This window comes from Pseudomonas sp. ICMP 8385, from assembly GCF_002699915.1.
Lineage (GTDB): Bacteria > Pseudomonadota > Gammaproteobacteria > Pseudomonadales > Pseudomonadaceae > Aquipseudomonas > Aquipseudomonas gessardii.
Window position 1 is genome coordinate 1 of record NZ_LKBY01000125.1, and the last position, 19,764, is coordinate 19,764.

Genomic DNA, 19,764 nt, shown 5'->3' on the forward strand with positions numbered 1-19,764 from the left:
CTCGTGCTTCTAGCACTGCGGACTTACAGCTTGCCATCCACCCCTCTCACCTCAGAGTTTATTCCCAGATCAAGACACAAGCGGGCTTGCTCGCGATAACGGAGTGTCAGCCAATAAATCTGGCACTGATACACCGCTATCGCGGGCAAGCCCTAATGCCAGTCAGTTAAGCGGATTCTGCTTTCTGTAGGAGCGAGCTTGCTCGCGAAGGACGTCAACGATAACGCGTGTTTGCTAGGTAAACGCGGCGCTCTCAAGTTCTTCGCGAGCAAGCTCGCTCCTACAAAAAGGCTTAACTGACTGGCATTAGGGCAAGCCCGCTCCCACACCAGCCCCACACAAGCGCATTTACATATTCTTTGGTGAGTGCTTACAGGGCGAACTGCGCGAAGCTCACACCCGCCCCAGTCGGGCGCACATCCTTCAGGAACGAATCCTTATCTGCGCTCAGCTCCAGGGTCATCTCCGGCTTGCGTTTGCCCGCATTGCGCACCACCAACCCTTCAAGTGTTTCACGCAGGAAGGCCGTCGGCACTTTCAGGTGCAGCAACTGGTCGGTCTCGGCGTTGTGCATCAACAAATGAATCCACTCGTATTGGCCGATGGCAATGCGGGCCAGCGGCAGGTCGAACCACCAGATGTTGCGCTTGCGGTCCAGGTCGGTGAAGTGGCAGTTGTTGACACCGAGCACGGCACCGCCCAGTTCCAGGTTTCTGCGGGCGATGGCCTGTGTTTTATTGAGTTTCATAACCTTCCTACGGGATCTGTTATTCAGCGATTGAGCCTGAATCTGCCGGGCATTCTCGGGGGTTGGCGGCAAAACATAAAGCCAAACCTGTACGGGGTGATGAAATGCCTTGCGCAAATAATTGAAACTCTGCGCAAAGGCCCAGGGTCAACGCTTAGGTAATGACCCAAACCCTTGATTGTTCTTACGGAGAAATACCATGGGCAGCACAGCGGATAAGGCAAAAGGTTTAGCGAACGAAGCCATCGGCACTATCAAGCAAGGTGTCGGCAAGGCCACTGACAACCCCAAGCTGCAAGCCGAAGGCAAGATTCAAGAGAAGAAGGGCGAAGCCCAGCAAGCGGTCGGCAAGGTCAAGGACGCGGTCAAGAAGACGGTCGACAAAGCCTGATTAACCCGCCCCAACACGCAGGACAACGGTCATCCACGGATGGCCGTTTTTATGTCAGCGTTGCTGACTAACGTTTTGAAATTGTTTCATGGTCGCCGAATAGGCTACCGTGATGTAGAAAACGGCCCCTGAGTCGCCCACGAACTCAACCTTTTGCGGCGAAAGGAGACGCTATGATTTTTCCGGTATTAAAAGACCTGCCGCTGCACCGCGTGCTGATACGCACAGTCAAGGAGTTTGTCGATGACGAGATGTCTACCTACGCCTCGGCATTGGCTTACCAGATGCTGTTCTCGCTGTTCCCCTTCCTGCTGTTCCTGATTGCCCTGATCGGTTTCCTGCACTTGCCGGACTTTTTCAGTTGGTTGCGCCTGCAATCGGAACTGGTATTGCCGCCCCAGGCCCTGGAGCAGGTCAATCCGGTGATCGACCAGCTGCAGCAATCCAAGGGCGGCCTGTTGTCGGTGGGTATCGTCATCGCGCTGTGGACCGCCTCGGCCGGTGTGCGCCTGATGATGAGCGCGATGAACGCCGCCTACGATGTGGTCGAAGGCCGGCCGATCTGGAAACGTTTCCCGTTGTCGATTTTCTACACCGTGGGCATTGCTGGCATGTTACTGGCCGCTGCGGCGTTGATGGTGTTGGGGCCACAAGTGATGGAGTGGCTGGCCGGGCAGATCGGCATGCAGGAGTTCGTGGTCACGTTGTGGACCATCCTGCGCTGGCCATTGATCGTGATTTTGTTGATGTTCGCCGTGGCCTTGATGTATTACGTGATGCCGGACGTGAAGCAGAAGTTTCGCTTTATCACGCCGGGCTCGGTGCTGGCGGTGGTGGTGTGGATCGTGGCGTCACTGGGTTTTGGCTATTACGTCAAGACTTTCGCCGACTACAACGCCATGTATGGCAGCATCGGGGCGATCATCGTCCTGCTGCTGTATTTCTACATTTCCGCCGCCGTATTGCTGCTGGGCGCGGAGATGAACGCGGTGATCGAGCATATGTCCGCCGAAGGCAAGGACCCGGGTGAAAAGGATTTTGGCGAGCACCCAAGCCATGAAAAACAACACGTCTCAGGCCTCGGCCGGGACCATTCGCTGCCCAAGCCAACCACTGATGAAGCCTGACCGATGATTCGTGAAATCCTGAAAATGGGCGATGAGCGCCTACTGCGTATCGCACCGCCGGTCCCGCCGGAAATGTTCGACAGCCCCGAGTTGTGGCAACTGATCGACGATATGTTCCAGACCATGGAGCATGTGGGCGGCGTTGGCCTGGCCGCGCCGCAGATCGGTGTCGACCTGCAGCTGGTGATCTTCGGTTTCGAGAGCAGCGAGCGTTACCCGGATGCCCCGGCGGTGCCCCAGACCATCCTGATCAACCCGCTGATTACCCCGCTCAGCCCAGTGATGGAGGAGGGCTTTGAAGGCTGCCTGTCGGTACCCGGGCTGCGGGGGGCGGTGGATCGCTACCAACAGATCCGCTATGAGGGGTTTGACCCCAAGGGCGAGCCGATTGTGCGGATTGCCGATGGCTTCCATGCTCGGGTGGTGCAGCATGAGTGCGACCACCTGATCGGACGGTTGTACCCTTCGCGGATCACCGACTTCAGCAAGTTCGGGTTTATCGAGGTGATGTTCCCGGACATGGACCCCAGCGCCGACGACTAGCCCCGGCGGCACACGCCCATGGCAATCATCGGCTTGTTGCGTTTATAGCGCACCAGGCGCTCGGCCAGCGACTGCGGCAACACCGTTTGCTGGCTGAAGCCCAGGGCTTGATAAAACCCTTCCAGGTCCGGGTGGCACAACAGCCACACCGTTCCTTCGACGGGCGCGATTGCGTCCTCGATCAGCCGCGCCGCCAGCCCCTGCCCACGCCAGGCCGGATCGACAAACAGCCCGGTCAGCCACTGGCCGCCGACCACGGGGCTCAGGCACAGCCCGGCGACGATCTGGCTGTTGCGCGCCACCCACAATTGACCGCCCTTGAGGGCTTTCATCGATGAATTGTGGCTGCGGTAGAACTTGTTCAGCAGCGGCCACAGGGGTTCTGCCAGTAGATCGATGTGCAACTCGGGCATGGTGGTTCGACAGGCGTGATCACGGGGCGGTGATTATAAGTCGGGCAAAGCGCCTTCTGTTGGGCAATAGGTGTTATACCCCTTGTTACTTCCTCTGTTAGTGGAGCATGTGTCATGGCCAAAGGTATGGATTCAAAGAAAGCCGCGAAGAAAAAACCGGCAAAGACCGCCGATGAAAAACGCGCGGACAAAAAAGCCAAGAAGTCCGAGACGGGCCTGTTCGGTCACTGAGTACTTCGCCGCAGGAGCGGGCAAGCTCGCTCCTGCAACGGCATCGATACATTCTGATATCTCCCCCGCACGCCCCCCCAACAGACCTCTCAGCAATGATGGCTAATGGCCTTGCATCGCGCCAGGCCCCGGCTATGCTCACTCAGAACCACTTATGTCGCTCGCCATATGAAGCGTTTTGGGTGGCTTTTGAAATAGAGTAGGACGACTACTATAAAAACTGTGAATAGATGAGCGTTTCTGTCAAAGCGCCGGGAAAAAGGAGCCTCAGGTTAAATGGATTTGCGTGTGTCGGTTACAGCAGGCCCTTGCGGGGCCATCAAGAAAAGGATGCCTTGAAACGAGTGTTGCCCATGGACGCTCCGATTGATCATCATTTATCTATCGCCTGACACGTGTCCTGTCTCTGGACGATTGCGTTTGCCTGTTTTGTGGAAAGTTGTACTGGGTCAAATCCAAGAACTAACCGTCATTCAAAAACAGCGCTGAAGGTGATCCGAGCATGTTTAGTCTGCACCACAAATCCGACCTGTTAGAAATCGAACGTTTCTCCTGCGCTTTGAGCCAGGCCCAGGCCAAGTTGGCGGCGATCAGCCGCTCCATGGCGGTCATCGAGTTCACCCCTTTGGGGCAGATCCTCAATGCCAACCACAACTTCCTGAAGACGGTGCAGTATTCTCTCGGCGAAATCGTCGGCCAGCACCACCGCATGTTCTGTCACAACGCGGAGGTAGAGTCGCCGGCTTATAAAGCCTTCTGGGCGTCGCTCAACCGGGGCGAGTTTCACTCCCATCGTTTTGAGCGGCGCAATAAGCAGGGCCAGACCCTTTTTCTGGAAGCCTCCTACAATCCGATTTTCGATGCCAACGGTCGCCTGTACAAAGTGGTGAAGTTTGCCAGTGATATCACCGAGCAGGTCTCCACGTTGCGTACCGCCGCCGATTCGGCCCATGCCACCTCGGTGCAGAACGACGCCTGCGCCCGCAAGGGGTCGGAAGTGGTGCAGCAGACGGTGCAGATCATCGAAGAAATTTCCCACGACCTGAATCAAGCCGCGTTGAGCATTGATGCGGTGAGCAAGCAGTCGGACATCATTGGCACCATCGTCCAGACCATTCGCGCGATTGCCGACCAAACCAATCTGCTGGCGCTCAACGCCGCCATTGAAGCCGCCCGTGCCGGTGAGCACGGGCGCGGGTTTGCGGTGGTGGCGGATGAGGTGCGCAGCCTGGCGGCACGTACCAGCCAGGCCACGCTGGAGATTGTCGATGTGGTGCGCAGGAACCACGACTTGTCCCTGAGCGCGGTATCGAGCATGCAGTCGAGCCTGAGTCGTACCGGGCTGGGAGTGGAGTTGGCCAATGAGGCGGGGCAGGTGATCCTGGAGATTCAGGAAGGCTCGCGGCATGTGGTGGACGCCATCGGCCAGTTCAATTCCACCCTGCAACTGCAATAACCCCACTGCTGTAGGAGCGAGCAAGCTCGCTCCTACAGCAGTGGGGTTATGTGGCCAGGGCGTCTTTGACGGCCTTGATCTGCGGGTCGGCAGTCTTCTCGGCGAACTGCTGCGCCGCCTGCATCTTCAGGCGCTCAGTCACTTCCAGGGCAATGGCGTTCTGCTGTTCGATAGGCATCGCTTTCACATCGTCTTCGGTCAGACCCCTTTCCAGCAGGATCTGCTCACGAATGCGTTCGGCTGGGGTCTTGCTCATGTAATCGCTGAACTCTGCCCGGGCCTGGGTGCTGGTTGCGGTGGTGGGCGTGGCGCTGGTCGGCGGTGTCGCTTGCAGTTGCAGGCGGGTCTTGGCGAACGCGGCGTCCACATTGCTGGCGGTGGTGTCGGTGGCCTTTTGCGTGGCCTGCACCTGGGTCGCGGCGGCCGCGTTCTGCACGTTTTGCATCACGCCGCTGTACAGCGCGCTGGCGGCAGCGTTGGCCGGGTCCAGGTCGGGGCGTTTGGACTGTTGGATCACGGACGAGACTTGGGTATTGACCAACATGATCGGGCACCTGTGGTTTTGAACGGTCCATAGGGTTTAGCAATTAGCGTGCCGGGAACTAAAGCCCTGTATTCATTGGCTGTGAAGGCAATCTGAGGCAAGAGGCGGGTTGCCGACGGCCAATGTTTGCCGCCGGCGACCATTGCCTTCAGTAGGTAATGGGAATCTCGAAGACCTGGAAGGCATCGTCCTGCGGCTGATAACCCAGAACCCGCGTGGTCTCGCTCAAGTCCAGGCGCTTGAAGCGGTTATTGGAAATGCCATGGGCGATCAGGTGCTTGACCCCCTCGGCCTCCACCGAGCGCTGCAACAACTGCACGGCATCCCGGGGACTGAGCCAGGCGCTGAGGTCGCGGGCGTTGTTCAGGTCGTGGGTTTGGGCAAATTCAAACGCGCCAATGCGTAACGCGATGGTGGAGAGTGGGGTTTTGGCCGCGTAATACCCGCACAGCGCTTCGCCGTAGCATTTGCTTACGCCATACAGGTTGGCCGGCAGCACCGGCATGCCCGGGGTGATCTGTCGGTCCACCGGGTAGCCTTCGATGGTCTGGGCGCTGCTGGCGAAGACCAGGCGCTTGACGTTGGCGGCCACGGCCGCTTCAAACAGATAAGTGGTGGCGAGGATATTGTGGGGTAGCAGTTCGTCGAAGGTGGCGCTGGCGTGGGGAATGCCCGACAGGTGCACGATCACATCAATGCCGTCGAGCAGCGCTGCGAGGGCCGTTTTGTCGCTCAAGTCGGCCTGCACGAAGCGATGGCCGTCGAGGGCGAAGCCCGGTGCGACGCGGTCGGTGAGGGTAAAGCTGTAGCGATCTTTGGACGCGTCGAAAAATGTCTTGCCGATCCTGCCGCAGGCGCCGGTGAGCAGTACGTTGAGTCCTTTCATCGTGTCATCCTTAATTGTGACCGTTGAGGGCAAAGGCCTGGAAACCTGGGCGCTGGCTGAGCAGGGCGTAGTACGCATCGACAGCCGGGTAGGAGGGGCGCGCCATGGGCGTCATCCGCCAGCGGTGCACCGACAGGCCTAGCAGGATATCGGCGAGGGTAAAGTCGTCACCGGCCACATAGGCGCCGGTTTTGCGCAATTGTTGCTCCAGCAACCCCATCTTGTCGTTCCATCCGCGTACGCCAGCGGCAATGCGCTGTGGGTCCTGGAAGTCCGGGTTCTGGCGCACCAGGGCGTGGAAGGCGTAGCCCCAGGAGGGGTTGAGTTCGGTGGCTTGCCAGTCCATCCATTGCTCGACCCTGGCGCGTGGCGCGGGGGCGGTGGGCAGCAAATCATGACGTTGGTGCAGGCCTGCCAGGTAGCGGCAGATGGTGTTGGACTCCCACAGCACGCCGTTGTCATCGACGATTACCGGCACCTGGGCGTTGGGGTTCAAGGCAAGGAATTCGGGTGACTGGGTAGGCGTGAAACCGATGCCCCAATCTTCACGCTCGTAGGGGATAGACAGTTCCTGGCAGGTCCACAGGACTTTTCGTACGTTGATCGACGATGTGCGACCCAAGATTTTCAGCGCGTATCCCATGGTGCTTCCCTGGCAAAAGGTGAGTTGGGCAATTTAGCAGGGGCGCGCGAGGACAGCGATAGGGTTAAGTGGGCACGCTCAAAAATGTGGGAGCGGGCTTGCCCGCGATAATGGTGTATCAGTGCCGGATGTATTGCCTGACACACCGTTATCGCGGGCAAGCCCGCTCCCACATCGACCGCATGTGGTTCAGGTACTCTCGCGCACCTTCAACTCAAACCCCATATCCACCACCGGCCGGGCGATTTTGTTGCCGGCCATCACCATCAGTAAATGCTCTGCCGCGCGTCGGCCAATGGCTTCGCGTGGGGTGCTGATGCTGCTCAGGCGCGGCACCATGAAGCTGGAGGCGGGCAGGTCGTTGAAGCCCAGCACCGCCACCTGTTGCGGCACCTTGATCCCGTGGCGCAGGGCTTCGAGCAAGGCGCCCTGGGCCAGGTCGTCGTTGCCGAAGAAGATCGCGTCCACGTCCGGGTGGCTGGCCAACAGTTGCAGGAACAACTCGCCACCCAGGCCCACCGACGAGGGGCGCGGGGTCAGCAGTTCGAGGGCCGGGTCATACAGGCCGGCCTGCTGCAGGCCGCGGCGGAAGCCTTCGCCGCGCAGCAGCGTACGCTGGTCCAACTGCGCGCCGACATAGGCCAGGCGCTTGCGGCCCCGGGAGATCAGGTGCGCCGCTGCGGTTTCGCCGGCATTGATCTGCGAGAAACCGACGCAGTTGACCCCGGCCGCCGGGTCCAGGTCCATCATGTACACGCAGGGCACATTGCTCGATTCCACCATGCGCCGGGCGCTTTCGGTGCGGTCAAAGCCGGTCAGCAGCAGGCCCCGTGGCTGGTAGGCCATGTAGTTGCGCAGCAGGTTTTCTTCTTCGTCCCGGGAATAGTGGGTGTTACCGATCAGCACTTCAAAGCCCTTGGGCCGCAATACCTGGTGAATGGCCTCCAGGGTTTCGATAAATAGCAGGTTGGACAGCGAGGGCACCAGCACCACCACCGATTGGCTGCGGGCCGAGGCCAGGGCACGGGCGGCCGGGTTGACCACGTAGTTCAGCTCGGCTGCGGCTTTTTGCACTTTTTCCACCAGTTCGGTGGCCACGGTGCTGATCCCGCGCAGGGCCCGGGAGGCGGTAATCGGGCTGACGCCGGCCAGGCGGGCTACTTCGTTAAGGGTCGGGCGACCCGTGGTGCGGGTATTTTTATCGTTCTTGGAGGTCATCAGGCGGCTTGCCAAACAAAAATCGAGGCACTAAGGTAGCGCTGTCTCCAAAAGCCTGCAAATACTTGCGCAAACGGTTGGAGAGGATGCACGCGTCACTCCATAAAAATGACAATTAGGCGCGGGAAAAGCCTGTGTTTGCACAAGTCTTAGGGCGTGCAAAGATAGCGCTATCTGCGTCCTGAGGTGTTTCATGAGTCAACCTGTTACTGCCCTGGTCATCATGGGTGTTTCCGGCTGTGGCAAGTCCAGTGTCAGCGAGGCCTTGTGCCTGTTGAACGGCGCCACCGCCATTGAAGGCGACAGCTTTCACCCGGCCGCCAATATCGAAAAGATGAGCGCAGGCCATCCCCTCAACGACGACGACCGGGCCGGCTGGCTCGATATCCTCTGCGATGAGCTGCGCCGTGCGCTCAAGGCTGGCGAGCATCCGGTGCTGACCTGTTCGGCGCTGAAGAAAAAATACCGCGATCACCTGCGCGAAGCCGCGCCGGGCCTGGGCTTTGTCTTCCTGGAGCTGACCCGCGAGGTGGCCGCCGACCGCGTGTCCCATCGCCCCGGCCATTTTATGCCGGCCAGCCTGATCGACAGCCAGTTCGCCACCCTCGAGTCGCCTATCGGCGAGCCGCTGACCCTGGCCCTCAACGCCAGTGAAGACAGCATCGAGGACCTGGCCGCGCAGACCCATGCCTGGTGGCTGACCCACGGCTTTGAACCTTCCCGATGATTTTTTGGCCGAAAGATAGCGCTATCCGACGGCACGAAACTCAACACCCGCTTTAATAACAACAACAAACAGGAGACGACCCCCATGTTTGGCATGTCCCACGAGTCTTACCTGCTGCTCGATGCAGTGGTCACCATCATCGGGTTGATCGTGTTGATCACCCGGTTCAAGGTCCACCCCTTTATTGCCCTGATCATCGCCGCAGGCTTCCTGGGCCTGACCTCGGGCATGCCCGTGGACAAGATTATCAAGGCCTTCCAGGACGGTTTCGGCGGGGTGCTCGGGTTTGTCGGGATTATCCTGGCGCTGGGTACGATGCTCGGCAAGATGATGGCCGAATCCGGTGGTGCCGATCAGATCGCCCAAACCCTGATCCGCGCCTTCGGCAAGGACAAGGTGCAGTGGGCCATGATGTTTGCCGCGTTCCTGGTGGGCATCCCGCTGTTCTTCGAGATCGGCTTTGTGCTGCTGATCCCGCTGGTGTTTATCGTGGCGCGGCGTACCGGGGTGTCGCTGATCAAGATCGGCATCCCGCTGCTCGCCGGCCTGTCGGCGGTCCATGGCCTGGTGCCGCCGCACCCGGGGCCGTTGCTGGCCATCGGCGTGTTTGGCGCGGATATCGGCAAGACCATCCTCTACGGCCTGATCGTCGCCTTGCCCACCGCCATCATTGCCGGGCCGATCTTCGGCACGTTCATTGCCAAGTACATTCCGGGCAACCCGTCCCAGGAACTGGTGGACCAACTGGCCCGCGAGTCCGACGGGAAAAACCTGCCGAGCTTCAGCATCACCCTGATCACCGTGCTGCTGCCGGTGTTCCTGATGCTGCTGAAAACCTTCGCCGACATCGCCTTGCCCGACGGGCATATCGTGCGCAACTGGATGGACATGATCGGCCACCCGATCAGCGCCTTGCTCCTGGCGTTGCTGCTGTCGCTGTACACCTTTGGCCATCGCCAGGGCATCGGCTCCAAGCAGATCCTCAAGCTGCTGGATGCCAGCCTTGCGCCGACGGCCGCGATCATCCTGATCATCGGTGCCGGCGGTGGTTTCAAGCAGATGCTGGTGACCAGCGGCGTGGGTGATGTGATCGGCCATATGGCGGTGACGGCACAGATCAACCCGATCCTGCTGGCGTGGCTGGTGGCGGCGGTGATTCGGATTGCCACGGGGTCGGCGACCGTGGCCACCATTACCGGCGCGGGCATTGTGGTGCCGGTGGTGGGGATGGTGCCGGGGGTCAACCTGGAGTTGCTGGTGCTGGCGACGGGGGCGGGGTCGTTGATCCTGTCGCACGTCAACGATGCCGGGTTCTGGCTGGTCAAGCAGTACTTCAACATGACCGTGGCCGAGACGTTCAAGACCTGGACGGCCATGGAGACCATCCTGTCCATCGTGGCGCTGGGCTTTATCATGTTGCTGTCGTTGGTGGTGTAACCCAACCAGGGGTGAGTGATCGTTCCCACGCTCTGCGTGGGAATGCCCCTTGTGACGCTTTGGGACGCAGAGCGTCCCGGACTACATTCCCACGCAGAGCGTGGGAACGATCAGAGGGTCAGGCCTTGGTGACCAGGCCATCGGCCCGGAACATGGCCCGGATCCCGCGCACCGCCTGGCGAATGCGGTCCTGGTTCTCGATCAGCGCAAAGCGCACATGGTCATCGCCATACTCGCCAAAGCCGATCCCCGGCGACACACACACCTTGGCTTCAAGCAGCAGCTTCTTGGCAAATTCCAGCGAGCCCATGGCGGCATACGCCTCGGGGATTTTCGCCCAGACGTACATCGACGCCTTCGGGTTCTCCACCATCCAGCCCAGTTCATGCAGGCCCTTGACCAGCACGTTGCGGCGCTGGCGGTACTGCTCGGCAATGTCCTTCACACATTGCTGGTCGCCTTCCAGCGCGGCAATCGCCGCCACTTGCAGCGGGGTGAAGGTGCCGTAGTCGTGGTAGCTCTTGATGCGCGCCAGGGCGTTGACCAACTCCGCATTACCGACCATAAAGCCGATGCGCCAGCCGGCCATGTTGTAGCTCTTGGACAGGGTGAAAAACTCCACCGCAATGTCCTTGGCGCCCGGCACCTGCATGATCGACGGGGCTTTCCAGCCGTCGTAGACGATATCGGCATAGGCCAGGTCGTGGATCACCAGCACGTCGTACTGCTTGGCCAGGGCGATCACCCGCTCGAAGAAGTCCAGCTCCACGCACTGCGCGGTCGGGTTGGACGGAAAGCCCAGGATCATCATTTTCGGCTTGGGGATCGAACCGCGAATGGCCCGCTCCAGCTCGGCGAAGAAGTCCACGCCGGGAATCAGCGGCACCGAGCGCACCTGGGCGCCGGCAATCACCGCACCGTAGATGTGGATCGGGTAGCTAGGGTTGGGCACCAGCACGGTGTCGCCCTGGTCCAGGGTGGCCAGCATCAGGTGCGCCAGGCCTTCCTTGGAGCCGATGGTCACGATGGCCTCGGTTTCCGGGTCGATATCCACCTCATAGCGGTCCTTGTACCAGCGCGAAATCGCGCGGCGCAGGCGCGGGATGCCCTTGGAGGTGGAGTAGCCGTGGGTGTCTTCACGCTGGGCGACGGTCACCAGTTTTTCCACGATATGCGGTGGTGTCGGGCCGTCGGGGTTACCCATGCTCAGGTCGATGATGTCTTCGCCGCGCCGACGCGCAGCCATCTTCAGCTCGGCAGTGATATTAAAAACATAAGGGGGGAGTCGATCTATGCGCGCAAAGCGGCGCGGCGAACCTTGGTCTGCCATTGTTGCCTCGGAATACGTAAGCGCCCGGAACCGTCCGAGCGACGTCGGCCACTGCGGTGGCCTGCGGGGCAGACAATACGGGCGATGACAGCTGGTTGTCCAGATGGTGTAGGAAATTTTTCCATCTGGAGTGTGACGTGTGTATGCCCCTATACTCGGTATGGTTTTGGTCACTCACCCATGGAGATTGTGCAGATGAACCAACAGGTAACGTTACCCCTGGAACCCCGCATGGAAGAGGGCAAGGCCATGGTGATCGCCGGGGTCGGTGGTCATTACGGCAAGGCTACGCTGGGGGATATTCCGAAGTTGTGGGAGTTGTTCGACACCTGCATCAAGGACATCAAGAAACGCATTGGCGGCGTGACCTACGGCGTGTGCTACAACGCCACCCAGGAAGAATTCGATTACATCGCCGGGGTCCAAGTGCCGGCCAAAAGTGATGTGCCGGGCAACTTTCAATCCATTGAAGTGCCGGCCAATCATTACGCGGTCTTCGCGCACTACGGGCCGGTGTATGCACTGTCGCAGACCTATGAGCGGATCATGTACGAGTGGTTGCCTGCGTCGGGGTACAAGGTGGCCGGGCCGGATTTAGAACGCTACAGCGCCGACTTCGATGTGGATAAGGGCACTGGCACCGTGGAAATCTGGCTGCCTGTCGAGCAGCGCTGATGCAATACGGCTGAGCTGTATGGGCAGCTCAGCCGATACCACTATTGGCTGAGCAGTCGTCCAATAAAGGACGCTGTCGAAGTGCTAAAAATGCCACTGCTTTGCAATGTTTTACTGGGCTCTACCCATTCCACTCGATTGATATCGGAGGACCAAGGTCTTCCCTGGGGGTCTCTCCAGGCTTCGGCAATGCCTCCAGCACCAAAGGTGGAATCCAACTGGCCGGTCGGGGTGTGTCTGATCAGTTTGACTACACTGCCGCGCTCGTTGCGGGCTAATGCAACAACGTTCCCATCAGGTTGAACGGTCACGCTGACATAGCTTCCGTGTTGGCTGTCGCTTTCAAGAGGCTTTCCTTGATGAAATTGTGAGTTGGGTTGGCCATTGGCAAGGAGACTGGTGATGAAGTTTACCTCTGTTGGCAAAGTGTAAGTGCCTCCTACAACAACGATTTGGTCATTTTGACCCCGGGCCAGTGCAGTAACCTGTTTGTCGTCATTGTTTGCAAATTGCAGTTGGACAAAACCATTGTTACCAAAGTTACTGTCTTGTTTCCCGTCGCGCTGAAATCCGATGATGTGTGCCTTTTGTACTGCGGATCCGGCAACTATAAAACCGCTGTTAGTGATCAGTACTGTATTGAGTCGGGCCTTGGGTGGTTTAATCGGGCCAACTCCTCCAAAATTGATTATCTCGCCGCTACTGCTGAGCTGGAAAATAAAGCTGTCTATGCGGTCATGGAATACAGCGATGATAGCGCCATCCGCCTGCACCGCTAGACCGCCTCTTGCGGACAACCCGGTGTAAAGCTCTTTGTCCAGTAACCTTGTACCCTCGATACCAAATGAAGGGTCCACACCGCCGTTGTCTGAATTGAATCGGGTAATGAATGCTGTTTGTGCATTTCCAAGGGCGGCCAGTAGCAGAGGCTTTCCGTCAGGCTGGATGATCAAGTTGACGAGGGTGACAAAGTCTGTGGTAGGCGTATGCCAAACTCCGAAATTGATATCCAACTCTCCAGTAGGCGTGTGTTTGGTAACAACGATAAATCTTTTGCTTTCGATAAAAGCCAGGCCGACGGTAATAAATGAACCATCACTGAGTGTGCAGGAAAGTCCCCCGGATGTGCTCGTGATAACCGTACCGTCTTTAGGGGTTGTATTTCCGAAGGAAAGATCCGGGCCTCCTGCGGCGTTTACCGTATTGCTGCTCGACGGAATACTCATGGGCATTCTCCAGAGTGGAAGTTATGAGTGTCCACGCCTGCTCGTTGTAAACGATGAGCGACAACCTTGGTATTTCAGTAAAAACCTATGGGCAGGATCCGTATAGCTGTGAAGGTTGACAGTAGACAACCGGCCTCTGGCAGGTCTAGCGTGTTCAATAGAGACTGTCTTTTACCCTCTGCGGCATCTCCCGATCATAGGCTTCGGCATCAAACTGCCCATCATTCAAACGTTTGTGGAAGGCCCCCGCTGATGGCAGCGTCGAACGCTCCACATGCTTGTCCGGGTTCCAGCAATCGGAGCGTACAAAGGCCTTCGAGCAATGGAAATACGCCGCTTGCACCTGCACCACAATCACCGACCGCGCCGGCTTGCCATTGACCGCAAAGCTTTGCAGCAACTCAGGCTCGATGGAGATCTGCGCCCGCCCGTTGACCCGCAACGTTTCACCGATTCCCGGAATGATAAACAGCAAGGCAACCCGCGGATCCACCAACAGGTTACGCAAGGTATCGAGGCGGTTATTGCCCGGTCGATCCGGGATCGCCAGCGTGCGTTCATCGATGATCCGCACAAACCCCGGCACATCGCCCCGAGGCGAGCCGTCGAGGCCATCGGCGCCTGCCGAACTGACAATCACCAGCGGCGAGGCTTTGACCATCGCCTGGTAATCCTCATTGAGAAACGCGATTTCCTTGCGCAGGGCACGCTCGTGGGGCAGGCCGTAGAGGGTTTCGAGCTGTTCCAGGGTGCTTAGCATGGGAATCTCCTTGCCGGTAATCAAAACAGTAGCGCCAACCGCCGCTCATAACCCACCCGCCCCTTATACGCCTCCCCCCGGTCTACCCAGCCTTGCTGCAAGTACAAGCCTATGGCCGCCACATTGTCGCGGTCCACCGACAACTCCAAGCCCGTGATCTGCGGCCAAGCCAGGCGGGCGGCGGCGGGCAGGGCTTGCAGGCAGGCCTTGCCGAAGCCTCGGCCTTGCTGGCGGCGATCGACTTGCAGGGCATGCAGGGTGGCGCTGTGGGCGTCGGCCCAATGGGGCAGGCACGGCGGGCGCTTGAGCAGCAGGAACGCCACGGGCATATCGTCGGCCAGCAGGGCGAAGCCCTTGATGCCGGGGCTGGGGTTGACCAGCAGGCTGTTCAACGCGCAGTCGATATCACCGCTATAGGGCAGTTGCCCGGGGTGGACTTCGAGGGTGCCGAGGTGCTGTTGCTGTACAGCGGTCAGCGTCTCATAGGGCGCGAGGCGGGTTTCCATCGAGCAGTTGTCCGAAATCCTACAGGGAAGTCGCAAATTCTAGCGGTTTTGCCCTGGGCGCAATTATTTTTCGTAGGCTTGTCGATTGGCGGTTGGCCCAGCCGACTAAGGCTGTCATCCGTGATTATCCAACCCTGAGGAGTAGCACCATGAGCAGCGCAATCAACACCCTGATCGAACAATGGAAACAAGCCGTCGTCGCCAAGGATATCGAGCGGATTGTCAGCTTTTATGCCGACGATATTGTCGCGTTCGATGCCGTCAATGCCCTGCAATTCAAAGGTAAGAACGCCTACCGCGCCCATTGGCAGGCCTGCATGGAGTGTTGCCCGGGCGCCGGTATCTTTGAGTTCCATGAGTTGCATATCGTCGCCGCCGATAACAGCGCCTTTGCCCACTGGCTTGCCCATTGTGGCGGCGCGGGGCCGGATGGCGTGGTTAAAACCTGCTGGATGCGCGTCACTGCCGGCTATCAGCGGATCGAGGGGCAATGGAAGGTGGTGCATGAGCACTGGTCCGCGCCTTTCGATATGGAAAGCGGCGTTGGCCTGTTCGACCTGAAACCTTGATCGCGGCCAACTATAGTCAGTAGTCCGAAAACGGAGAACGCCATGAAATACCTGTGCCTGGTCTACAGCGCCGAAGCCTTGCTGCACAGCCTGCCCGACAGCCCCAAGGATGCGGAATGCCATGCCTACGCCGAGGCAGTCCACGGCAGTGGCCGCATGCTTGCGGCCGAGGCCCTGCAGCCGGTGAGCACGGCCACCACCGTGCGCATGCGCAACGGCAAGTTATCGATCACCGATGGGCCGTTTGCCGAAACCAAGGAGCAGCTTGCCGGCTTCTACCTGATCGAAGCCCGGGACCTGAATGAGGCGCTGCAGGTGGCCGGTGGTATCCCGGCGGCACGGGTCGGCAGTGTGGAAGTGCGCCCCGTACGTGAGTTGACTCTCTGAACCCAATAATCATAAGACTCAGGAGGTTTATCCATGAACACTCAACCCGCTGCATTTGAACTGTCCATCAGCCGCGTGATCGACGCGCCACCGAACCGGGTGTTCCGCGCCTGGACCGAACCTGCGCTGTTGCAGCAATGGTGGGGCCCCCACGGCATGACCACGCCGGAGTGCGAAATGAACCTGTGGGTCGGTGGCCTGTTTCGCACCCTGATGCGCGCGCCGGACGGCAGCGAGTACCCGACCCAGGGCGTGTTCCTGGAGATCGATGCGCCGCGCCGCCTGGTGTTTACCGATGCATTCCTGCCGGGCTGGATTCCCTCGGGCAAGCCGTTTATGAGTGCTGAAGTGACCTTCGAGGAGGTGGATGGCAAGACCCGCTATACCGCCCGCGCCATGCACTGGAGCGAAGCCGACAAACAGGCCCACGAAGCCATGGGCTTCCATCAGGGCTGGGGTGAGAGCCTGGAGCGGTTGGTGAGCCTGGTGACCGAGGGCATGCCTGATTGACCGTCAAGGCCCGGGTCGAGGCAATCTACCGCAGTGAGTCGCGGCGCATCCTGGCCACCTTGATTCGCCTGCTGGGGGATTTCGACCTCGCCGAAGAGGCCCTGCATGAGGCCTTCTTCGTCGCGGTCGAGCGCTGGCAGCAAGACGGCGTGCCCGACAACCCCCGGGCGTGGCTGGTGTCGACCGGGCGCTTCAAGGCCATCGACCGCTTGCGGCGCCAGGCCCGCTTCACCCCGTTGTTGCAGGAGCAGGCCGATGCGCTGGAAGCGGCTGACTGGAGTGCCGAAGACGTGGAAGACGACCGCCTGCGCCTGATCTTCACCTGCTGCCATCCGGCGCTGGCGGCGGATGCGCAGGTGCCGCTTACCCTGCGTGAGATTTGTGACCTCAGCACCGAGGAAATTGCCCGGGCCTTCCTGGTCACGCCGGCGACCATCGCCCAGCGTATCGTGCGGGCCAAGGGCAAGATCCGCGAGGCGAAAATCCCCTACCAAGTACCAGGGCTGGCCGAGTTGCCCGAGCGCCTGGACAGCGTGTTGCGGGTGATTTACCTGGTGTTCAACGAGGGCTACTCGGCCTCCATGGGCGCCGACCTGACCCGTGACGACTTGACCCGCGAGGCCATCCGCCTGGGCCACCTGCTCCTGGAGTTGCTGCCGGAACCGGAAGTCATGGGCCTGCTGGCGTTGATGCTGCTCCATGAGTCCCGGCGCCCGGCTAGGCTGTCGCCCGCCGCGGAGCTGGTGCTGCTGGATGAACAGGACCGTACGTTGTGGGATGCCTCATTGATTGCCCAAGGCTGCGCATGGGTGGAGCAGGCCCTGGCCACCCGGCGCTTTGGGCCTTATTGCCTGCAAGCGGCGATAGCGGCGGTGCACGCCGAGGCACCGAGTGCGGCGCAGACCGATTGGCCACAGATTATCGGCCTGTATGACGTGTTGCTGCGGATGCTGCCGTCGCCGGTGATCGAGCTCAACCGCGCCGTTGCCCTGGCCATGCGCGATGGGCCGCTGGCGGGCTTGCAGCAGGTGGAGGGGATCCTGGCGCGGGGCGAGTTGCGCGATTACCACCTGGCGCATTCGGCGCGGGGGGAGTTTTGTCGGCAACTGGGGCGGATGAAAGAGGCGCGCCAGGCCTACGAAAAAGCCCTGGGCCTGACCCATCAAACCCCGGAAAAACGCTTCATCGAACGGCGCCTGGCCACCTGTACCGACACCCCCTTGTAGGCGCCGGCAAGCCGGCTCCCACAGGGGTTATTCGAGCATCTTTTCCAGCAGCCAGCTTCCCGCCGGGCCCGGTGGGTGTTGCCGTGACCACAAGGCATCCACCGCCACCGAGCGTGGCCAGCCGCGAGCCTTGAGCTCTACCAGTTGGCCATTGGCAAAGCGCTCCACCAGCCAGCGCGGCAAGGGCGCCCAGCCAAAACCGAGGATGGCCATTTCCATCAGCATCAAAAAGCTGGGGGCGGACCATACCCGGCCGGTCAGCCGGTTTTCATTGGGGTTGATGATGCTTGCCAGGCGCAGTTCCCGGTGTTGTTGCAGGGTTTGCTGATCGAGGCCATCGAGACTGGCCAGTGCATGTCGTGGGGAAACAAACAGCGCAAGTTGCGTGCGCTCCTCGACGGTGGCATGGGTCAGGTCTGGCGGGTAGACCTCCTGCGCCTCGATAAACGCGAGCTGCGCCCGTCCGCTTTGGACAAGGGCGATGAGGTCTTCGCATTCGGCAATCAGCCACTCCAGCTCCAGGTCTGGATAGCGCTGTTCGAGGGCACTGAGCAGCGTTTCAAAGCGTCCCGACTGATAGGTATCGGACATGGCAATGCTGAGCCTGGGCTCCAGCCCCTGGGACAACTGGCTGGCGGCAAGCTCCAGGCGGCTGCTGGCCTCCAGCACCTGCTCGGCCCGTTGCAACAGGACATGCCCGGCCGGGGTCAGGGTCGGCTTGCGGCTGCTGCGGTCGAACAGCACCACGTCCAGGTCAATCTCCAGGCTGGCCACTGCCGCGCTGACCGTGGATTGGCTCTTGCCCAGCTTGCGCGCCGCCGCCGAAAACGAACCTTGGGTCGCGGCCTGCACAAAGGCTTGCAACACTTCATAAGAGGCCATCATCTATCGCCTTGATCGATGGTTATTGATTATGAAGTATCGGGTTTAAGGGTAATGATGGCAACCCTCGACATTCACAGAGCAAGGCTTATGAACACCACCAAGTCCATCACTGAACGCGTTTTCCAGGCCATCGGCTTTGAAGGCCTGGCCTTGTTGATCTGTACCCCGCTACTGGTCTGGATCACCGGCCGGCCGGCCCTGGAAATGGGGGCGGTGACCCTGGCCATCAGCCTGTTGGCGCTGACCTGGAACATGATTTTCAACAGCTTTTTCGACCGCCTCAAGGTGCGCCTGCAACTGGCCAACAGCGTCAAGACCCGGGTCATGCACGCCCTGTTGTTCGAGGGCGGGCTGATTCTGTTTGCCGTGCCGCTGATTGCCGCGTGGCTGAACATCAGCCTGATGCAGGCGTTTATCCTGGATATCGGCGTGCTGCTGTTCTTCCTGCCGTACACCTATGTGTACCACTGGGGCTACGACGTGCTGCGGGAAAAGTTCCTGCAGCAACGTGCGCCAGAGCGAGTGTGACGGTCAGACAAACATCCCGCCCGACGCCTCGATCCGTTGCCCATTGATCCATTTGCTACCGTCGGCCAGCAGCGTGGCAATCGCCCCGCCAATATCGTCCGGCAAGCCGACCCGCCCCAGGGCCGTGTTGCCGGCGACAAACGCATTGATGCCGGCGTTATCGCGTACGGCACCGCCGCCGAAGTCGGTGGCAATGGCGCCCGGGGCCAGGGTATTGACGCTGATCCCCCGTGCGCCCAATTCCTTGGCCTGGTAGCGGGTCAGCACTTCCATCGCGCCTTTCATTGAGGCGTAGGCGGCATACCCCGGCAGGCTGAAACGGGCCAGGCCGCTGGAGATATTGATGATGCGCCCGCCATCGACGATCAGTGGCAGCAGCTTCTGGGTCAGGAAGAACGGGCCCTTGAGGTGGATCGCGACCATTTGGTCGAACTGTTCTTCGGTGGTTTCGACAAAGCTGGCATGGGTGCCGACACCGGCATTGTTGACCAGAAAATCGAAATACTCCTGTGCGAAAACGTCCTTTAACGTGCGGCCGACTTCGCGGATAAACCCGTCGAAGGTGGCACTCTGGCTTACATCCAGTTGCAGCATGGCGGCGCGGCCACCGAGCTGTTCTATCTCTGCCACCACCGCCTGGGCCTCCTCGGCCTTGCTGTAGTAAGTGCCAATGATATCGATGCCTTGCGCGGCCAGGTGCAGGGCGGTGCTTTTGCCCAAGCCACGGCTGGCGCCGGTGATCAGTGCGATTTTACGGGGCATGGTGTAGTCCTCGGAGCGGGTGGGTAGGTGTGGGAT

Annotated in this window: 23 protein-coding genes and 2 pseudogenes; 13 read left to right on the forward strand and 12 right to left on the reverse strand. The window is 60.0% G+C overall.

The genetic code is table 11. The features are described 5' to 3' along the window. Positions 1 to 370: 370 nt before the first annotated feature. Positions 371 to 748 carry a hypothetical protein gene (locus AO268_RS25380; RefSeq protein WP_076962943.1) on the reverse strand — a complete coding sequence of 126 codons (378 nt, stop codon included), beginning with the start codon at positions 746 to 748 and terminating at the stop codon, positions 371 to 373. Between the two features lie 199 nt (positions 749 to 947). On the opposite strand from AO268_RS25380, the gene AO268_RS25385 reads away from it, so the two are divergent. The 3 genes from AO268_RS25385 (at position 948) to def (ending at position 2,809) form a co-directional block, all read left to right on the forward strand. After that, positions 948 to 1,139, forward strand: a complete 192-nt coding sequence (locus tag AO268_RS25385; protein WP_076962942.1) for a CsbD family protein — start codon at positions 948 to 950, stop codon at positions 1,137 to 1,139. Between the two features lie 173 nt (positions 1,140 to 1,312). After that, a complete protein-coding gene (locus AO268_RS25390) occupies positions 1,313 to 2,266 on the forward strand; it encodes a YihY/virulence factor BrkB family protein (RefSeq protein WP_076962941.1) in 954 nt (317 codons plus the stop codon). Positions 2,267 to 2,269: 3 nt separating this feature from the next. Next, entirely contained in the window at positions 2,270 to 2,809 is a 540-nt protein-coding gene (gene def, locus AO268_RS25395) for a peptide deformylase (protein WP_076962940.1), read from the forward strand. Here def and AO268_RS25400 read toward each other — a convergent pair. Next, positions 2,806 to 3,222: a GNAT family N-acetyltransferase gene (locus AO268_RS25400; protein ID WP_099170205.1), complete on the reverse strand. Its 417-nt coding sequence runs from the start codon at positions 3,220 to 3,222 to the stop codon at positions 2,806 to 2,808. The two genes, def and AO268_RS25400, sit on opposite strands and share 4 nt — an antisense overlap. A 733-nt stretch (positions 3,223 to 3,955) precedes the next feature. On the opposite strand from AO268_RS25400, the pseudogene AO268_RS33880 reads away from it, so the two are divergent. After that, positions 3,956 to 4,363, forward strand: a pseudogene (locus AO268_RS33880) (PAS domain-containing protein); the annotation flags it as partial. A gap of 117 nt (positions 4,364 to 4,480) precedes the next feature. Beyond that, positions 4,481 to 4,909: pseudogene (locus AO268_RS33885) on the forward strand (methyl-accepting chemotaxis protein); the annotation flags it as partial. 46 nt (positions 4,910 to 4,955) lie between these two features. Here the strand turns inward: AO268_RS33885 and AO268_RS25410 are convergent. The 4 genes from AO268_RS25410 to AO268_RS25425 form a co-directional block, all read right to left on the reverse strand. Next, positions 4,956 to 5,453 (reverse strand): hypothetical protein, encoded by a 498-nt coding sequence (locus tag AO268_RS25410; protein WP_076962937.1) that lies wholly within the window; start codon positions 5,451 to 5,453, stop codon positions 4,956 to 4,958. Between the two features lie 148 nt (positions 5,454 to 5,601). Then, positions 5,602 to 6,339 (reverse strand): NAD-dependent epimerase/dehydratase family protein, encoded by a 738-nt coding sequence (locus AO268_RS25415; protein ID WP_099170207.1) that lies wholly within the window; start codon positions 6,337 to 6,339, stop codon positions 5,602 to 5,604. Positions 6,340 to 6,349: 10 nt separating this feature from the next. Next, positions 6,350 to 6,982 (reverse strand): glutathione S-transferase family protein, encoded by a 633-nt coding sequence (locus AO268_RS25420; protein ID WP_099170208.1) that lies wholly within the window; start codon positions 6,980 to 6,982, stop codon positions 6,350 to 6,352. 189 nt (positions 6,983 to 7,171) lie between these two features. Then, the gene (locus AO268_RS25425; RefSeq protein ID WP_162493913.1) at positions 7,172 to 8,203 is read right to left on the reverse strand and encodes a LacI family DNA-binding transcriptional regulator; all 1,032 of its coding nucleotides are present in this window, start codon (positions 8,201 to 8,203) and stop codon (positions 7,172 to 7,174) included. Positions 8,204 to 8,393: 190 nt separating this feature from the next. On the opposite strand from AO268_RS25425, the gene AO268_RS25430 reads away from it, so the two are divergent. Both AO268_RS25430 and AO268_RS25435 read left to right on the forward strand, forming a co-directional pair. Continuing rightward, positions 8,394 to 8,927 (forward strand): gluconokinase, encoded by a 534-nt coding sequence (locus AO268_RS25430; RefSeq protein ID WP_029296460.1) that lies wholly within the window; start codon positions 8,394 to 8,396, stop codon positions 8,925 to 8,927. An 84-nt stretch (positions 8,928 to 9,011) separates the two neighbouring features. After that, entirely contained in the window at positions 9,012 to 10,364 is a 1,353-nt protein-coding gene (locus AO268_RS25435; protein ID WP_099170209.1) for a GntP family permease, read from the forward strand. A gap of 118 nt (positions 10,365 to 10,482) precedes the next feature. On the opposite strand, the gene alaC is transcribed toward AO268_RS25435, so the two are convergent. Then, complete coding sequence (gene alaC, locus AO268_RS25440; RefSeq protein WP_029296464.1) at positions 10,483 to 11,694, reverse strand: alanine transaminase; 1,212 nt, start codon at positions 11,692 to 11,694, stop codon at positions 10,483 to 10,485. Between the two features lie 195 nt (positions 11,695 to 11,889). Here alaC and AO268_RS25445 point away from each other — a divergent pair, with 195 nt between their 5' ends. After that, complete coding sequence (locus AO268_RS25445) at positions 11,890 to 12,369, forward strand: GyrI-like domain-containing protein (protein WP_076962932.1); 480 nt, start codon at positions 11,890 to 11,892, stop codon at positions 12,367 to 12,369. A gap of 41 nt (positions 12,370 to 12,410) precedes the next feature. Here the strand turns inward: AO268_RS25445 and AO268_RS25450 are convergent, their stop codons facing one another. The 3 genes from AO268_RS25450 to AO268_RS25460 form a co-directional block, all read right to left on the reverse strand. Further along, positions 12,411 to 13,595 (reverse strand): hypothetical protein, encoded by a 1,185-nt coding sequence (locus AO268_RS25450; protein ID WP_099170210.1) that lies wholly within the window; start codon positions 13,593 to 13,595, stop codon positions 12,411 to 12,413. 154 nt (positions 13,596 to 13,749) lie between these two features. Continuing rightward, positions 13,750 to 14,355 (reverse strand): pyridoxamine 5'-phosphate oxidase family protein, encoded by a 606-nt coding sequence (locus AO268_RS25455; protein WP_099170211.1) that lies wholly within the window; start codon positions 14,353 to 14,355, stop codon positions 13,750 to 13,752. Between the two features lie 20 nt (positions 14,356 to 14,375). Further along, positions 14,376 to 14,861 (reverse strand): GNAT family N-acetyltransferase, encoded by a 486-nt coding sequence (locus tag AO268_RS25460; RefSeq protein WP_099170212.1) that lies wholly within the window; start codon positions 14,859 to 14,861, stop codon positions 14,376 to 14,378. A gap of 149 nt (positions 14,862 to 15,010) precedes the next feature. On the opposite strand from AO268_RS25460, the gene AO268_RS25465 reads away from it, so the two are divergent. From AO268_RS25465 to AO268_RS25480, 4 genes are read left to right on the forward strand one after another with little or no spacing between them, the layout of a single operon-like run. Continuing rightward, positions 15,011 to 15,430: a YybH family protein gene (locus AO268_RS25465; protein ID WP_076962928.1), complete on the forward strand. Its 420-nt coding sequence runs from the start codon at positions 15,011 to 15,013 to the stop codon at positions 15,428 to 15,430. Positions 15,431 to 15,472: 42 nt separating this feature from the next. Then, complete coding sequence (locus tag AO268_RS25470) at positions 15,473 to 15,817, forward strand: YciI family protein (RefSeq protein WP_099170213.1); 345 nt, start codon at positions 15,473 to 15,475, stop codon at positions 15,815 to 15,817. 33 nt (positions 15,818 to 15,850) lie between these two features. Continuing rightward, on the forward strand, positions 15,851 to 16,327 hold the full coding sequence (locus AO268_RS25475) for an SRPBCC family protein (RefSeq protein WP_076962926.1): 477 nt from the start codon (positions 15,851 to 15,853) through the stop codon (positions 16,325 to 16,327). Continuing rightward, a complete protein-coding gene (locus AO268_RS25480; protein ID WP_099170214.1) occupies positions 16,324 to 17,553 on the forward strand; it encodes an RNA polymerase sigma factor in 1,230 nt (409 codons plus the stop codon). The genes AO268_RS25475 and AO268_RS25480 overlap by 4 nt, the downstream gene beginning before the upstream one ends. 27 nt (positions 17,554 to 17,580) lie before the next feature. Here AO268_RS25480 and AO268_RS25485 read toward each other — a convergent pair whose 3' ends face one another. Further along, positions 17,581 to 18,435 (reverse strand): LysR family transcriptional regulator, encoded by an 855-nt coding sequence (locus AO268_RS25485; protein ID WP_099170215.1) that lies wholly within the window; start codon positions 18,433 to 18,435, stop codon positions 17,581 to 17,583. A gap of 90 nt (positions 18,436 to 18,525) precedes the next feature. Here AO268_RS25485 and AO268_RS25490 point away from each other — a divergent pair, with 90 nt between their 5' ends. After that, positions 18,526 to 18,966: a multidrug/biocide efflux PACE transporter gene (locus tag AO268_RS25490; RefSeq protein WP_076962923.1), complete on the forward strand. Its 441-nt coding sequence runs from the start codon at positions 18,526 to 18,528 to the stop codon at positions 18,964 to 18,966. Positions 18,967 to 18,969: 3 nt separating this feature from the next. On the opposite strand, the gene AO268_RS25495 is transcribed toward AO268_RS25490, so the two are convergent. After that, the gene (locus AO268_RS25495; RefSeq protein ID WP_099170216.1) at positions 18,970 to 19,728 is read right to left on the reverse strand and encodes an SDR family NAD(P)-dependent oxidoreductase; all 759 of its coding nucleotides are present in this window, start codon (positions 19,726 to 19,728) and stop codon (positions 18,970 to 18,972) included. Positions 19,729 to 19,764 lie beyond the last annotated feature (36 nt).

Excerpts from the sequence above, each read along its gene's own strand:
- AO268_RS25460 (WP_099170212.1), bottom strand. The coding sequence starts at position 14,861 with ATGGAAACCCGCCTCGCGCCCTATGAGACGCTGACCGCTGTACAGCAA.
- AO268_RS25380 (WP_076962943.1), bottom strand. The coding sequence starts at position 748 with ATGAAACTCAATAAAACACAGGCCATCGCCCGCAGAAACCTGGAACTG.
- AO268_RS25385 (WP_076962942.1), top strand. The coding sequence starts at position 948 with ATGGGCAGCACAGCGGATAAGGCAAAAGGTTTAGCGAACGAAGCCATC.
- def (WP_076962940.1), top strand. The coding sequence starts at position 2,270 with ATGATTCGTGAAATCCTGAAAATGGGCGATGAGCGCCTACTGCGTATC.
- AO268_RS25445 (WP_076962932.1), top strand. The coding sequence starts at position 11,890 with ATGAACCAACAGGTAACGTTACCCCTGGAACCCCGCATGGAAGAGGGC.
- AO268_RS25485 (WP_099170215.1), bottom strand. The coding sequence starts at position 18,435 with ATGGCCTCTTATGAAGTGTTGCAAGCCTTTGTGCAGGCCGCGACCCAA.
- AO268_RS25410 (WP_076962937.1), bottom strand. The coding sequence starts at position 5,453 with ATGTTGGTCAATACCCAAGTCTCGTCCGTGATCCAACAGTCCAAACGC.
- AO268_RS25475 (WP_076962926.1), top strand. The coding sequence starts at position 15,851 with ATGAACACTCAACCCGCTGCATTTGAACTGTCCATCAGCCGCGTGATC.
- AO268_RS25495 (WP_099170216.1), bottom strand. The coding sequence starts at position 19,728 with ATGCCCCGTAAAATCGCACTGATCACCGGCGCCAGCCGTGGCTTGGGC.
- AO268_RS25455 (WP_099170211.1), bottom strand. The coding sequence starts at position 14,355 with ATGCTAAGCACCCTGGAACAGCTCGAAACCCTCTACGGCCTGCCCCAC.
- AO268_RS25400 (WP_099170205.1), bottom strand. The coding sequence starts at position 3,222 with ATGCCCGAGTTGCACATCGATCTACTGGCAGAACCCCTGTGGCCGCTG.
- alaC (WP_029296464.1), bottom strand. The coding sequence starts at position 11,694 with ATGGCAGACCAAGGTTCGCCGCGCCGCTTTGCGCGCATAGATCGACTC.
- AO268_RS25415 (WP_099170207.1), bottom strand. The coding sequence starts at position 6,339 with ATGAAAGGACTCAACGTACTGCTCACCGGCGCCTGCGGCAGGATCGGC.
- AO268_RS25430 (WP_029296460.1), top strand. The coding sequence starts at position 8,394 with ATGAGTCAACCTGTTACTGCCCTGGTCATCATGGGTGTTTCCGGCTGT.
- AO268_RS25490 (WP_076962923.1), top strand. The coding sequence starts at position 18,526 with ATGAACACCACCAAGTCCATCACTGAACGCGTTTTCCAGGCCATCGGC.
- AO268_RS25435 (WP_099170209.1), top strand. The coding sequence starts at position 9,012 with ATGTTTGGCATGTCCCACGAGTCTTACCTGCTGCTCGATGCAGTGGTC.
- AO268_RS25420 (WP_099170208.1), bottom strand. The coding sequence starts at position 6,982 with ATGGGATACGCGCTGAAAATCTTGGGTCGCACATCGTCGATCAACGTA.
- AO268_RS25390 (WP_076962941.1), top strand. The coding sequence starts at position 1,313 with ATGATTTTTCCGGTATTAAAAGACCTGCCGCTGCACCGCGTGCTGATA.
- AO268_RS25465 (WP_076962928.1), top strand. The coding sequence starts at position 15,011 with ATGAGCAGCGCAATCAACACCCTGATCGAACAATGGAAACAAGCCGTC.
- AO268_RS25450 (WP_099170210.1), bottom strand. The coding sequence starts at position 13,595 with ATGAGTATTCCGTCGAGCAGCAATACGGTAAACGCCGCAGGAGGCCCG.
- AO268_RS25470 (WP_099170213.1), top strand. The coding sequence starts at position 15,473 with ATGAAATACCTGTGCCTGGTCTACAGCGCCGAAGCCTTGCTGCACAGC.